The organism is Pseudoalteromonas sp. A601, assembly GCF_002165575.1.
Lineage (GTDB): Bacteria > Pseudomonadota > Gammaproteobacteria > Enterobacterales > Alteromonadaceae > Pseudoalteromonas.
Genome location: NZ_MXQF01000003.1, coordinates 233,460 through 247,155, shown reverse-complemented (window position 1 = coordinate 247,155; position 13,696 = coordinate 233,460). Strand labels below are relative to the sequence as shown.

The window sequence follows — 13,696 nt, the reverse complement described above, 5'->3', positions numbered from 1 at the left end:
ACTCGCAAACTCGCAAACTCGCAAACTCGCATCCCATAAGAAAATACTACCCACAGTCCTTTGGGTTAATTTTAAGTACTGGTTTACTTCTAACTATTAGATAAAAACACCGTGAGTTTTTCACCTATTTTTAAATTATCCCGCGAAAGATTATTCCATTGTTTAAGTTTAGTAATACTGACTTTGTAGTGGTTGGCAATTTTCCATAGGCTATCACCAGATTTAACCTGATACTCAATTTGAGTATCAGCTAATTGTGGTAGAACTAGCTTTTGGCCAATCTTAATAGTGTTTCCTTTTAAGTCATTAAATGCTTTTAGTTGGCTAATACTGACTTTATAGCGTTTCGCTATCACACTTAAGCTATCACCACGTTTAACAGTGTAGTGTTGCCATTGGCTGTAATCATTCGAATCAAGATTAGCAAGCATGTTTCTATATTGCGTTTGCTCAGTGGCAGGCACAACGATGTGTGGTGCATCAATGATGGCAGGAAAGCGGATCACACCATAGTTTAAAGACTCAAGTTGCTGCCATTGCTCTTGGTTATCTAAAATAATAGCACCATTAATAGCTAGTACAGCAATTGCAGGGTTATTTGAAATTGCAGGAAAAGCCATTTTTTGGCTTTTTAATAATTGTGCCGCAGCAAGTAATTTAGGCACGTACTGACTGGTTTGTTTAGGTAACTTCAAACTAAAAAAATCAGTGGGTTTGCCTTGCTTTTTATTGTTGCTAATAGCTCTGAGTACACGGCCTTCACCTAAATTATAAGCCGCAATAGCATGATACCAATCGCCATCGAAACGTTTGTATAAATACTCCATGAAATCCAATGCTGCACGGGTACTGTCTATCACGTCTTGGCGACCATCGTACCAAGGACTAATTTTTACCTTAAAATATTTAGCTATAGAAGGGGTTAGTTGCCAAAGCCCAGATGCATGCTTATGCGAATAGGCGCTAGCGTTAAAGTCACTCTCGATCAGCGGCATTAATGCCAGTTCTATGGGCAACTCTCGTTTCTCTACCTCAGAAACAATATAATAAAGGTAAGGCTCTGCACGCCGACTTATTTCATCCATATAGTTTGGGTGAGATAAGTACCAAGCAATGCGTTGTTGAACGGCAGGGTGGCTTGAATTAGCAAATGTTAGCTGTGCTCGAATACGTTGCCATACATCATCGAGTTCTTTTGTTGTGAGTGGCGCTATTTGTGCAATATCTTCGCGCTGTTCACTAACAATTGTTTTGGGGTTAGTCTTAATTTCAGGTGTTGATGTTGGTGTATCGGGTGTGGTTTCACAGCCAGATAAAATAAACACTAATGACAAAATGCGGGTAAATCGATTTGAGAACACGTACAACACTACTCCGAAAATATAAATGGGGCTAACCTACGGCAGGTTAGCTTAACATAGAGTGATTTATACCCAAACGACAGATGAATTAATCTGTCCCTTAAATTGCTCTTTGTAGCGACGGGATAGGTTAAGTATTTTTCCTGTTGTTAACTTTACTTCGCTATCGCCACTGGATAAAGGCGTTATTGATTCAATCGCATCGAGTCGAATAGCATGAGAGCGATGAATCCGGCAAAAGCCTTGTGGCTCTAACCGAGATATAAGATGGGTCATGGTTGCACGTAACGGGTAAATTCGAGTGCCAATATGCAGGTTTACGTAATTGCCGCTAGACTCAAGCCAGTCAATTTTATCGGTACAGATAATAAATTCTTTACCTAGTTTTTTTACGAGTAATCGGTCGAAATTCAAGTCCTGCGGTGCATTCTCTGCATGTGTGATTGGCGTGGCTTCACCGGTTAATTGGCCAACAACATATTGATACGTTTTAATAACCACTATTAAAAATAAAAACCCCCATAAGTCTTTACGGTATTCATAGAGTAGCTCAAACCACACTAACCCAAAGTCATACTGCATACCTTGTACGATGTAAATGAGTTTGCGAATAGCGACCATGATCCCTACATGCAACAACGAAAAAATAACGCTCGCCAATAAATAAATGAGTAATGAGCGGCTGATTTTTTGCCAATTAAAGGGTTGGGCTTGTAATAACCAAACTAAAGCAGGAAACAGTAATAAAGTACTAATAGCGCTTGAATACTCCCATACAAAGGGCTCCCAAAGCATAAAAGGAAGTGTGCCATCGCGCTGGGCTTCCATAATATCTGAACTGGCATTTATAGTGTTGTTTATAAAAATATAACCAATTAAAAACAAAGCTGCATACCAAGTTTGGTAGCGTTGAAAGTGCGTTAAAGTGATCATTATTATTGTTATCTTTAAAAGTATTATTATTAGGTTACCAACATAGCGAACAATCACCAAACTTATCATCCCTGATATCCACCGCTTATCCCTACTAGCTGTTTTGTCAGCCTTTTCTTATTGTAATACGCAGTATGTTGTTCATAGTTGCTATTTATTAGCCGCCAGTTAAATCGAATATGAAACTTAAAATAATCATTAAAAACACAACATGCACGCTATTAAAACCATGGTTAAATGTGTTTAATCAAGTCGAAGAGTTACCCTCACGTCGTTATGATTTAGATTGGCTGAGAGTACTTGCCTTTGGCTTATTAATTTTTTATCACGCAGGTATGCTATACAGCAAAAACTGGGATTTTCATTTTAAAAGCCAGTATTTATCCAGCAGCATTGAAAATATCATGCTCTTACTGTCGCCATGGCGGATGGGGCTAATTTGGTTTATTTCAGGTGTGGCGCTGCGCTTTATTGTTGCGCGTTTTAACCTAGGCATGTTTTTAATTACGCGCAGTGTAAAAATATTACTGCCTTTATTGTTTGGCATTTGGTTTATTGTGCCTATCCAGCTTTATGCGCAAATGAGCCTAGAGGTTGGTTTATCTATGAGCTTTTGGCAGTTTTACCAACAGTTCTTTGATTTAACCAACCCTTTATTTGAACACTATCAAGCAGGTATTTGGCCACATGTTGATGTAAATCACCTGTGGTATTTACGTTCCTTATGGCAATTTACTTTATTGCTGGTGTTAGTGCTGCCGTTGATTCTTCACTCTCATGTGCGAGCAGTAATCACGCGTTTATGTGGGCGCTCGTTATTTACCGTTTTTATTGTATTGCTATTGCCGCTGTGTATTTTAAAACTCAGCTGGCCGAGTGATACATTCCGATACCCCATGGGCGCGCTGTTTTTACTTTACGGTTACTTGCTTGCGTGGCAGCCTGCATTTTACAGCAAATTACTACGTCATTGGCAGGCGTTATTCGCGGTATTCGTATTAGGTTATTTAGTTGTTTTACTGGGTTATCACATGATTTGGCAAAACCCTGCCGCTAGTCAATGGCAAATTACCAGTATGGATATGCTGTATACTGCGCAAAGATTAGTCGGTGTGTTTTTAATACTAGCTCTTGCACAACGTTTTTTGGATCACGATCACCCTAAACTGGCTTTGTTTAACTCAGCCGTATTTCCGTTTTATCTATTACATCAAAGTGTAATTATTGGTCTTGCGTTTTATTTGTCGAAGCTGCAATTAGGTGGTTTTGTGGAGCCATTGCTTATACTGAGCCTCGCATTCATTATTTGTTGGCTGGTGTCTATTGCTGCGCGCCGTATCGACTTATTAAGCCCATTGTTAGGGATTAAAGTCACAGGTAAATATAAAGCATGGCAAATTAAAGCGGGCTTTGGTTGCGGACTAATATTGGTAAGCCCGCTGCTCTTTAGGTTGATTTAATTACTTATATTGAAAATTAATTATCGCCGTAAACGACTTCGTTCATTCAAACACACACCTAAAGCATGCGCCTTGTGGTTTTGGTACATAAATTAAATCACCGCCGTGGTTGAGCATAATTTGCCTTGATAGGCTCAAACCAATGCCAGAGCCTTGTTGCTTGGTGGTAAAAAATGGCACGAAGATCATATCTACCACATGTTCGCTGATGCCTGTACCATTGTCGCTAATTTCTATATAAAGTTGTTGGCTAGTGTTTTGCGCTAAGCTGATTTCGATCGTTGGTTGAGCTGCATTCTCAGTGCTGTACTTTTGGCTACTCTTTAGTACTTCAAGTGCATTTTTTATTAAGTTTATTAATACCTGCTCTATTTGGCTGCTATCAAGCATTACTAACTGCTGATTTTTAATCGACAGTTCAATATGGGTGTCTTGTTCGCGTGCTTGTTGTTGATGTAAGGCGACAATACGCGCTAGCATGTCGGCTAAATTTTCAGGCGCCAAATTGGGTTTAGGTAAACTACTAATTTGGCGAAAACGAGCAATAAAATCACCTAAATGAGCGGTTCTTGACGCTAACGTGCTTAACGCAAGCTGTAAGTCTTGTTTATCTTCAGGTTCATCAAAACATAGCTCTTGCGGCAGTAAATTACTGCAGGTATCCGCTAGTGATGATAGTGGCGTAATAGAGTTGGCAATTTCGTGAGTGAGCACTTTAGTTAAGCGTTTATACGCTTGTTGTTCTTTAAGTTGTAACTGGTCGTGAATTGACTGTAAGCTCACTACGCGGCGAACTTTACCTTGTATTTCAGCGATACTTAGTTGAATTGATAGGGTGTCGTGCTGCTCGCCATTTTGCCAGTAGGCGGTGCTGCGGATATTATGTTCGGCGTTTAAAATTAACTCTCCAACAGCGCCTAACTCATGTAAATGTTGAAAGCTTTTACCTAGTAACTTACTAACGGCTGGGTTTGATTCAATCACCTTACCATGGTCATCACATACCAATACGGCTAAATCAACATGAATAAGCAAAGCTTGTAAAAATTGCGTTTGTTGCTCGGCATTAAAACGTGCTGTTTGCATTTGCGTTTTTACTTGCTCAAATTGTTTAAGCATTGGGTGTTGTTTACCAAGCCCTAAGGTACTGTCACCATTGGCTAAAGCGCGGATCACCATTTCAGCTTGTTTTTGTTGGCGCTTAAACAGCGTAAAAATATGCGCTATTAATGCTGCGGCAACTAGCATTATTAGCAATGTCGTTGCTGAGAAACCATGCGTTTGTAATACATAGCTAAGCAATGAACTCGTACTTATAAGTGCGATAATATTAAATGAAAGCAATAAATTAGCCCGCATAATTATAACCCATACTTTTCAAGCCGGCGGTACATGGCACCGCGGGTTAAACCAAGCGCTTTGGCTGCATGACTGACATTCCCTTGATGGTGCTTAAGTGCTGCGCGAACTGTGCGTTGTTCGAGTATCTCTAAATTAAAGGTATCGAACTGCGGCAGAGTGTTTAGAGTCTCTGTACTTTGACCGATAGCATGAGTGCTAGATACTTCGCTATTCCCCACAACGGAGGTTATATCGAGTGTATTACCTTCAGTTAAAATAACGGCTCGCTCTATTGCGTGAGCAAGCTCTCGCACATTACCTGGCCATGAATACTGGCAAAGTAACACCATGTCAGCCTCAGTAATGGTTAAGCTACGTTTATATTTTTGGCAAAAATGATTCAGGTAATAATGTGCTAACAGCGGAATATCTTCACTTCGCTCACGTAATGCAGGTAAGCGAATTTCAACGGTGTTTATACGGTATAACAAATCTTGGCGAAAACGACCTTCGCTCACAGCTTGATCAAGGTTGTCGTTAGTGGCACAAATTAGCCGAATATCAATATCAACCGCTTTACTGCCACCAACCGGCGTTATTTGCCTATTTTGTAGTGCAGCCAGTAATTTAGCTTGATGCTCTAGAGGTAAATTACCCAGCTCATCTAAAAATAAACTGCCGCCATGAGCAAGTTCAAATTTACCAATGCGATCGGCTTTTGCATCGGTAAACGCGCCTTTTTTATGGCCGAATAGCTCGCTTTCAAATAAATTCTGCGCCACTGCGCCCATGTCTAAACTCATAAAGGTTTGGCTGTGGCGCATACTTGCTTGATGAATCGCATGCGCGGTGAGCTCTTTGCCTGTGCCGCTTTCACCGGTGATCAGTATGTTGGCGTCAGTTTGTGCGGCTTTTTCTATGGTACTAAATACCTGCTGCATCGCACTGCTTTGACCTAAAAACTCAACGTTGGGAGTATTTAAGGCTTGGTTTAACCCTTGCTTTTGCCGCGTTAATTTACCAACTTGTTGTTTATCTTTGGCGTGTGAAAATGCGGCGGCGACTGCGCCAAGTAATTGCTCGTTTTGCCAAGGCTTGGCAATAAAATCAGAGGCGCCCGCTTTAATTGCATCTACGGCTAGTTGAATGTCGCCGTAGGCAGTCATTAACAAAACAACGATATTAGCGTCTTGCTCGATAATCTTTTTTAGCCAATAAAAGCCTTCTTTGCCGCTTATTGAGTCTTGGGTAAAGTTCATATCAAGCAATATTACGTCAATGGGTTGCTCGAGCTTGCGTTGCTCGTCAATGATGCCTGCAATATCAAATGGGTTGTCAGTGGTTTTAACGCTTTGATAATGCTGTTTTAGTAATAAACGTGCGGCAATAAGAATATCGGGGTTGTCATCAACAATTAAAAGTGAGCCTGAGTGTTTCATGCTTATTATTTTTATAGGGTTTTATTTAGCCTAAAACAAAAAAGGGAAAGTGTCCATAAATGGACGTTTATAAAATAATAAAGTGTTCTATTAGCGGACACTATCAATATGGAAATAGTTAAGTTAAATGTTAAGTTGTTGAATTTATATATTAAATTAAGTTGGCATAGTGATTGTAATAACTATCGATAATTAGTTATTAAACTTGTATCAAAATAGCCGACATGGACAAAAAAATAGAACGCTCATTTACGCAAAAGTATTTTAAAAAACTCATCTTTGCAGCGCTGGTTTTAGGTGTTGCGGCTGCTGCGTTAGGTTTTACGCAAAGCAGTGATACAGGTCGTAGCCAGAATATTGATCGTAGCAGCCTTACGGTTAGCACGGTTAAACAAGGTGCCTTTAAAGATGCATTGAGCTTGCGCGGTCAAGTCGTGCCAAAAACCAGTATTTATCTTGATACTATTGCTGGTGGTCAAGTAGAAGAGCGTTTAGTAGAGCAAGGCGAATATGTTAAAAAAGGCCAGCCGCTAGTGCGCTTAAGCAATACCAACCTACAACTTGATGTAATGAGCCGTGAAGCACAAGTTACTGAGCAACTTAATTTTTTACGCAATACGCAAATGACCATGGAAACCAGTCGGTTAAATTTGCGCCGTGATTTATTAGAAATCGAGCTAAAAATTACCCACCTAACCCGTCGTTTAAAACAAACTAAGCCCTTGGTTAAAAGTGGTGTATTGGCGCAAGACCAACTTGAAGAGCTTGAAGAAGATTTAAATTATTACCAAGCCCGTAAAGAGCTCACTCTTGAACGCCAAAAGCAGGAAAATTCAATTCGTGAGGTGCAAGTAGCTCAACTTGCCGATAGCGCTAAAATGCTTGAAAAAAACCTACAGTTTGCGCGCAGAAATCTCGACAACTTATTAATCAAAGCACCAGTTTCTGGCTACTTAAGCGAGCTTAATGTGGAAATTGGCGAATCTAAAAACAGTGGTGCACGATTAGGCCAAATAGATATCCCTAATGAATATAAATTAGTGGTACGCATGGATGAATTTTATTTAAACCAAGTGCAGCGTGACATGACCGTGATGATTGAACTTGAAAGCGGCACAGTGAACGCCAAAGTGAGCAAAATTGATAGCCGCGTACAGCAGTCGCAATTTCAAATTGAAGTTGATTTACCCAGTAATACCAAAAGTATAAAACGCGGCCAAAGTATTGATATTGAGTTAATGCTAGGGGATGACAAAACTGATGCCTTATTGCTTAAACGCGGGGCCTTTTTTACTAATTCAGGTGGTAACTGGATTTATGTAATTGAGCACGGTGGCGATAAAGCGCTGCGCCGTGATATCCGCCTAGGCAAAAAGAATCAGAACTATTTTGAAGTGCTTGAAGGGCTCAATGCTGGGGATCAAGTAATTACCTCAAGCTACAGCAACTTTGATAAAGCACAGCAACTACAATTTTAAGGAAAATAACCATGATCAAATTAACTAATTTAAGCCGTGTATTTCGTACTCAAGATGTAGAAACAACAGCGCTGAGCAATATCAACTTAACCGTAAACGAAGGTGACTTTTTAGCGATTATGGGCCCGTCTGGCTGTGGTAAATCAACGTTGTTATCAATTTTAGGTATGCTGGACTCGCCAACAAGTGGTGGTTTTGACTTTTCAGGTACTGACATTGCAGGTTACAGCGAGAAGCAATTAGCAGAGCTACGTAAAGCTTCAATCGGCTTTGTATTTCAAAGCTTTAACTTGATTGACGAGCTAACAGTATTTGAAAACGTAGAGCTGCCATTACAGTATCAAAAAATATCAAAAGATGAGCGTAAAGAGCGAGTTGAAGCCATTTTAAAACGCGTGGGTATTGAGCACCGAGGTGAGCATTTACCGCAGCAACTTTCAGGTGGTCAACAGCAACGGGTAGCTGTTGCCCGTGCATTAGTGATTAACCCAAAACTCATTTTAGCCGATGAGCCAACAGGTAATTTAGACTCTAAAAATGGTGATGAAGTGATGGCAATGCTGCGCGAATTAAACCGCGAAGGCACTACGGTTATTATGGTGACTCACTCAGAAAAAGAGGGCGCGTATGCAGAACGTTTAGTGCGTCTACTTGATGGCCAAGTAATGCTTGATAAAGCAAATGTTGCGCAGCAAGCCGCAGGTGAGGTTGCTTAACATGGTTATTAATTATTTAGTCACTGCGTTAAGAACATTTAAACAACAAAAACAGCATTTTATATTAAATATTTTAGGACTAAGTGTTGGCTTAGCTGCGGCTATTTTAGTGGCACTGTTTGCTCGATATGAGCTATCGTTTGATAAAAATCATCCAAATTATGAGAGCGTCTACCGCTTACATTTAGACTTAAGTGCTATTGGTTATGAAGTAATCCCTTTAACAAGCAGTGAGATAGCACAGAAGCTAAAATCGCATAAAGATATAGAGGACATCTTTATTCTGTCTGACGTGATAGATTATGAAATGGCGACTGATCAAATACAGGTGAAGAGTAATAAATTTAATTTACGAAACTTTTATGCTGCAACATCAAACATAGAGCAATTCTTAGCAATAAAAACTCGATTTGGTAATTTACAGACAGCGCTTTCTACACCTAATAAAGTTGCTTTGAGTGTCAGTGAAGCAACGCGTTTATTCGGACAATCTAATGCTGTAGGTAAGGTGTTCAGCGATGGTGAGAAGAATATAACTGTTGCCGCAATATTTGAAGATTTACCAGATAACAGTCATTTCCTTTTTGATACATTAATGCCGTTAGACCTAACTGAGTTTGGTGATACATCAGGCTATATTTATATCAAAACTAACGAGTTTGCAGATATTAAAGCGCTGGAAGAGTTATTCGCGAGTACTATGATTTCTCAGTACTCATTAAAAAATAGCCAATTAAAGTATCGACTGGTTGCCATGCCTGATATTTATTTTTTTGCTAAATCATCATTTGACTTTAAACCTGGTGGCTCAGAAACTTTGGTTAATATAAGCATTGGTTTGAGCTTATTATTACTATTAATTGCAGCTGCCAATTTCACAAACCTATCAGTTGCCCAGCTATTGCATCGTACTAAAGAAATAGCCATCAGAAAAACCCTTGGCGCGACTAAGCTACAACTAGTTATACAATTTTTTGTTGAGGCACTATTGTTGATCAGTCTATCAATGCTAATTGCATTGTGTATGGTCGAGCTATTTATTCCAGTATTTAATGAATTATCACATAGGCCATTTAGCTTACAGTTTGATGCTGAATCAATAACTGTAATGATAGCGGTTATATTGGGGCTAACTCTGATATCAGGATTTTATCCTGCTTACTTAGTTGCTAATGCGCCTTTAAATACCATTTTAAGTGGCGAACTTAAAAATGGGCGCAGTGCAATTATCATTCGTAAGGGGTTATTAACTTTTCAGGCCGCAATAGCTGTTTCTTTGATAGCAGGAACTTTGCTGTGTTTAAATCAGCTTACGCTTTTACAATCTATAAATTCGGGTTATCAACCTGATGGTCGTATTGTTGTGCATTCATTAGATAGTGACACCATGATGGATAAAGAGCACATAGTAGTCGATAAAATCCGTCAATTATCAGGTGTTAATCAAGTGACGACAGTTGATTCTGATATTACAGATAGTTTTGGTGAAGAATATCGCTTTACATGGCCTAACGGGCACACCGAAGAAGGCTTGATGCCTACAGTTGGTAGTGGTTTCTCAGTTGTTGAAACGTTGGGTTTAACGTTACTAGCTGGGCGCGACTTTTCAACTGAATATCAAACGGATTGGTTGCATAATGTTGGCGATTCAGACTTACAAGCAATGGCATTAATTGTTACTGAGAAAATGGTTAAAAGAGCGGGCTACCAAAACCCAGAAGACGTAATTGGTATGCTAGTTACCAGCGAATACGACAATATTACCGCGACTATTGTGGGTGTTGTTGCTGATGTAAAGGTGGGATCTGCCACAGAAGCTTGGGTACCTATTTCATTCTCGTGTGGCTGGAGTGCACAAACGACAGTTGATTTAGTTATAAATAGTAAGCTAGATAAAATTAGTGATGTATACAACGAGATCAACAACTTAATACAAGCATTTGATTTAAAAAATGAACCAGAAATTACATTGATGGATGCAGACTATCAGCAAAACTTTGAAGTCGAAGAAAGCATTTTTAAACTGGTACAAATATTCTCAGGGTTAGCAATAGTACTTACATGTGTTGGAATCTTTGGATTAGCGTCGTTCTCCGCATTACGTCGTCAAAAAGAAGTCGCTGTACGCAAAGTACTTGGTGCATCACGCATAAGCATTATGAACCTACTGGCAAAAGAGTTTTTGATTTTAGTAGCGATAAGTATTGTGATTGCTTACCCGCTAACTTATTGGCTGGTGGGTGACTGGCTTGCTAATTTTAACGAGCGTGTTGATCAAGCGTTGTGGGTTTATTTAATTGCCGCACTAAGTGTTGCTGCGATCACTTGGCTGACCGTTGCAAGCCTCACCTTTAAAGCGGCGAGTACAAGGCCATCGCTTACTTTACGTTATGAATAATAAAAAGTGATTTTTAGATGAAAATGTTAACGCTGCCAAAGTATCGAGTTAAATTTTGGCAGCGATTAACAAACTGAAAAGGATGATCATTTTGGAACAATTAGTTACTTCAATAAGAACAAAAGCGACTCGATTATTTTGGCTCCACTTTGTGAGTTATAGTGCAGGATTGGCAGCAGTAATATTGCTGGCTTTATTTGTACAGTATGAACTCTCTTATGATAGTAATCAGCCGGATAAACAGCGGGTTTATCGGGCGCACGTAGATTTTACAAGTTTTGGTTTCGATACATTAATGCCGATGCGCGATTTAGCGGTGGCGCAAGCACTGCTAAACGATAGTGATGTTGAAGACGTATTTGGTTTAATACCGGCTGAATTTATGGGGTATGTAGGTCACCATTTTTATTCAGAAGTAAGCCGTGTCGTAAGCTCAAAAAATGTAGGCACAAACAATGACGACACTAAGGTTAAGCTAAAAAACGTTTATTTTGCATCAAATAACTTATCGAAATTTATTAATCTAGATGTTGTGCGTGGTGATATAGATGAGGTGCTGAATACACCTAATCAACTTGCGATTAGTGAATCTGAAGCTATCCGGTTATTCGCTGATATTAATGTGGTAGGTGAGCGGCTAAGTGCAAATGAACAAAACTACACAATTGGCGCTGTATTTAAAGACTTACCTGCGCAAACGCACTTTGCGTTTGACGTACTCACAGCATTTCCTACAACACTTGAACAACAACCCCATGGCTACGTTTATATTAAAACAGCAGTCGATACAGATATTACTGCGCTTGAAAATAAGTTGTTTGAGCAGTATTTAACAACAAAGTCAGCAGAGCACAAAACAGTGCAATATAAATTAATAAATATCAGTGATATTTATTTAAAAGGCCGCTCAACTTATGAAATGAAAGCAGCAGGGTCAATCACTGCGGTTGCCATTGCGTGTGGACTTATCTTTATTATTTTTTTGCAAATAACCTGTAATTTTATCAACTTTAACTTAGTCAGTGTTGGCAGGACTGCCAAACAAATAGCGATTAAAAAGGCGATAGGTGCCAGTCGAGGTCAGCTTTTTCGGCTGTTTATCTTTGAGTCAATTGTGCTCACTGGTTTTGCCGTAGTGTTGTCTTTGGCATTTGTGGAGTTGAGTCATGATTATTTTAACCAGCTAGCTGAGTCGCATATCTCGTTTGTGCTTGATAAATCAATGGTGTTGATGGCTATTTTGATAACTTGTGTAATAGGTATATTTAATGGCGTATATGCAGGCTTAGTGGTTGCCAATGTTGATGTAAAACTCTTAGTAAGAACACATTATCAGTATCATTTGGGGTTACTGGTCAAAGGTATACTGAGCTTTCAAGCAGGTTTAGCCACTTTCATATTTATTGTATTTGTTATTGCGCAGTTGCAGCTTGAGTTTGTTGCGAATATGGATGTGGGCTATCAAACTAAAAATAGACTCATTGTTAAAAACATTCCAACTACACAACTTTTTGATAAAGATAACACACGCGTAATATCAGCAATTGCCGATTTACCAGGCGTTGCTTCGCTCAGTGCAACCGACATAAACCTTACTGAACAAGTGCGCGGCGGTGTGCAACTAACTTGGCCTAATGGGCAGGTAGTTGATGGGGTTGCTCCTTCAGTGGTAACCAGTTTTGATGTGGTTGAAGCATTGGGGCTTAAATTGTTAGCGGGTAGAGACTTTAATCGCGACTTTCAAAGTGATTGGTTCGAAAAGCAGCCGGATGGCTCTGAGCACGTTGCGTTAATTGTCACTGAGTCTATGATGCATTTAGCGGGGTATGAGTCAATGCAAGAAGTGATTGGTATGACGCTAAGTAGTGCACAAGCGAACTTAAGCGCCACGGTTGTTGGTGTTGTTGCTGACGTGAAAGTTGGCTCGGCTAAACATAAAATGACACCGCTTTCTTTTAACCTAGGCCGCAACTACGTGCCAAATGGTCATGGCAATATTGTTATAAAGTTAAGCGATGATGCTGTATTTGAGGATTTAAAAAGGCAGATCCCTGCTTTATTAACATCACGTTTTGCCATTCTTGATGCTGAAGTGAGCCGATTTGACGATGATTATGCAAAAAATTATAAAAATGAGCATAGGATAACAACTTTATCAAAATGGTTATTAATTTTGAGCACATTGCTAACCGTTATTAGTCTTGCGGTGTTGGTATCTCAAACTGTGCTTTCACAGCAAAAAGAGTTGGCGATTAAAAAGGTTCTAGGAGCAACTGTCATCCAATTAGTAACAGCAGTAAGCGTGTCTTATTTAAAACTGGTGTCACTGAGCTTAGTAGTAAGTATACCGCTCGCTTATTGGTTAACAGATAATTGGCTAAATAGTTTTAATGACCGCATAGGGCAACCTATTTGGGTGTATGGCTTATCAGCATTTGTTGTAGCTGCGATTACTTGGCTGACCGTTGCAAGCCTCGCCTTTAAAGCCGCCAGTACAAGGCCGTCGCTTATCTTACGTGATGAATAGAAAAATTAGTTACAATCTTCTAACTAAGGCCTTTCGTTTACCG

The 13,696-nt window shown here is 39.6% G+C and carries 9 protein-coding genes; 5 read left to right on the top strand and 4 right to left on the bottom strand.

Annotation, left to right across the window (positions count from 1 at the left end):
• Positions 1-89 precede the first annotated feature (89 nt).
• Together B5G52_RS03970 and B5G52_RS03965 are read right to left on the bottom strand one after the other, a co-directional pair.
• Positions 90-1,361: a LysM peptidoglycan-binding domain-containing protein gene (locus B5G52_RS03970; protein WP_087531398.1), complete on the bottom strand. Its 1,272-nt coding sequence runs from the start codon at positions 1,359-1,361 to the stop codon at positions 90-92.
• Between the two features lie 66 nt (positions 1,362-1,427).
• Positions 1,428-2,291 (bottom strand): LytTR family DNA-binding domain-containing protein, encoded by an 864-nt coding sequence (locus B5G52_RS03965; protein ID WP_087531409.1) that lies wholly within the window; start codon positions 2,289-2,291, stop codon positions 1,428-1,430.
• Between the two features lie 182 nt (positions 2,292-2,473).
• Between B5G52_RS03965 and B5G52_RS03960 the strand changes: the two genes are divergently transcribed.
• A complete protein-coding gene (locus tag B5G52_RS03960) occupies positions 2,474-3,754 on the top strand; it encodes an acyltransferase family protein (RefSeq protein ID WP_087531397.1) in 1,281 nt (426 codons plus the stop codon).
• 42 nt (positions 3,755-3,796) lie between these two features.
• Here B5G52_RS03960 and B5G52_RS03955 read toward each other — a convergent pair whose 3' ends face one another.
• Together B5G52_RS03955 and B5G52_RS03950 are read right to left on the bottom strand one after the other, a co-directional pair.
• Positions 3,797-5,113: a PAS domain-containing sensor histidine kinase gene (locus tag B5G52_RS03955; protein ID WP_087531396.1), complete on the bottom strand. Its 1,317-nt coding sequence runs from the start codon at positions 5,111-5,113 to the stop codon at positions 3,797-3,799.
• Between the two features lie 2 nt (positions 5,114-5,115).
• Positions 5,116-6,534, bottom strand: coding sequence for a sigma-54 dependent transcriptional regulator (locus B5G52_RS03950; protein WP_087531395.1), 1,419 nt, complete (start codon positions 6,532-6,534; stop codon positions 5,116-5,118).
• Between the two features lie 224 nt (positions 6,535-6,758).
• On the opposite strand from B5G52_RS03950, the gene B5G52_RS03945 reads away from it, so the two are divergent.
• The 4 genes from B5G52_RS03945 (at position 6,759) to B5G52_RS03930 (ending at position 13,653) form a co-directional block, all read left to right on the top strand.
• Positions 6,759-8,012: an efflux RND transporter periplasmic adaptor subunit gene (locus tag B5G52_RS03945; RefSeq protein ID WP_087531394.1), complete on the top strand. Its 1,254-nt coding sequence runs from the start codon at positions 6,759-6,761 to the stop codon at positions 8,010-8,012.
• Positions 8,013-8,023: 11 nt separating this feature from the next.
• Positions 8,024-8,728, top strand: coding sequence for an ABC transporter ATP-binding protein (locus B5G52_RS03940; RefSeq protein WP_087531393.1), 705 nt, complete (start codon positions 8,024-8,026; stop codon positions 8,726-8,728).
• 1 nt (position 8,729) lies between these two features.
• The gene (locus tag B5G52_RS03935; RefSeq protein WP_176372498.1) at positions 8,730-11,126 is read left to right on the top strand and encodes an ABC transporter permease; all 2,397 of its coding nucleotides are present in this window, start codon (positions 8,730-8,732) and stop codon (positions 11,124-11,126) included.
• A 91-nt stretch (positions 11,127-11,217) separates the two neighbouring features.
• Positions 11,218-13,653 carry an ABC transporter permease gene (locus tag B5G52_RS03930; RefSeq protein WP_176372497.1) on the top strand — a complete coding sequence of 812 codons (2,436 nt, stop codon included), beginning with the start codon at positions 11,218-11,220 and terminating at the stop codon, positions 13,651-13,653.
• The last annotated feature ends 43 nt before the right edge of the window (positions 13,654-13,696 follow it).

Bases quoted from the DNA above. Each gene is read 5' to 3' on its own strand.
- B5G52_RS03960 (WP_087531397.1), top strand. From the start codon at position 2,474: ATGAAACTTAAAATAATCATTAAAAACACAACATGCACGCTATTAAAA.
- B5G52_RS03955 (WP_087531396.1), bottom strand. From the start codon at position 5,113: ATGCGGGCTAATTTATTGCTTTCATTTAATATTATCGCACTTATAAGT.
- B5G52_RS03950 (WP_087531395.1), bottom strand. From the start codon at position 6,534: ATGAAACACTCAGGCTCACTTTTAATTGTTGATGACAACCCCGATATT.
- B5G52_RS03945 (WP_087531394.1), top strand. From the start codon at position 6,759: ATGGACAAAAAAATAGAACGCTCATTTACGCAAAAGTATTTTAAAAAA.
- B5G52_RS03940 (WP_087531393.1), top strand. From the start codon at position 8,024: ATGATCAAATTAACTAATTTAAGCCGTGTATTTCGTACTCAAGATGTA.
- B5G52_RS03935 (WP_176372498.1), top strand. From the start codon at position 8,730: ATGGTTATTAATTATTTAGTCACTGCGTTAAGAACATTTAAACAACAA.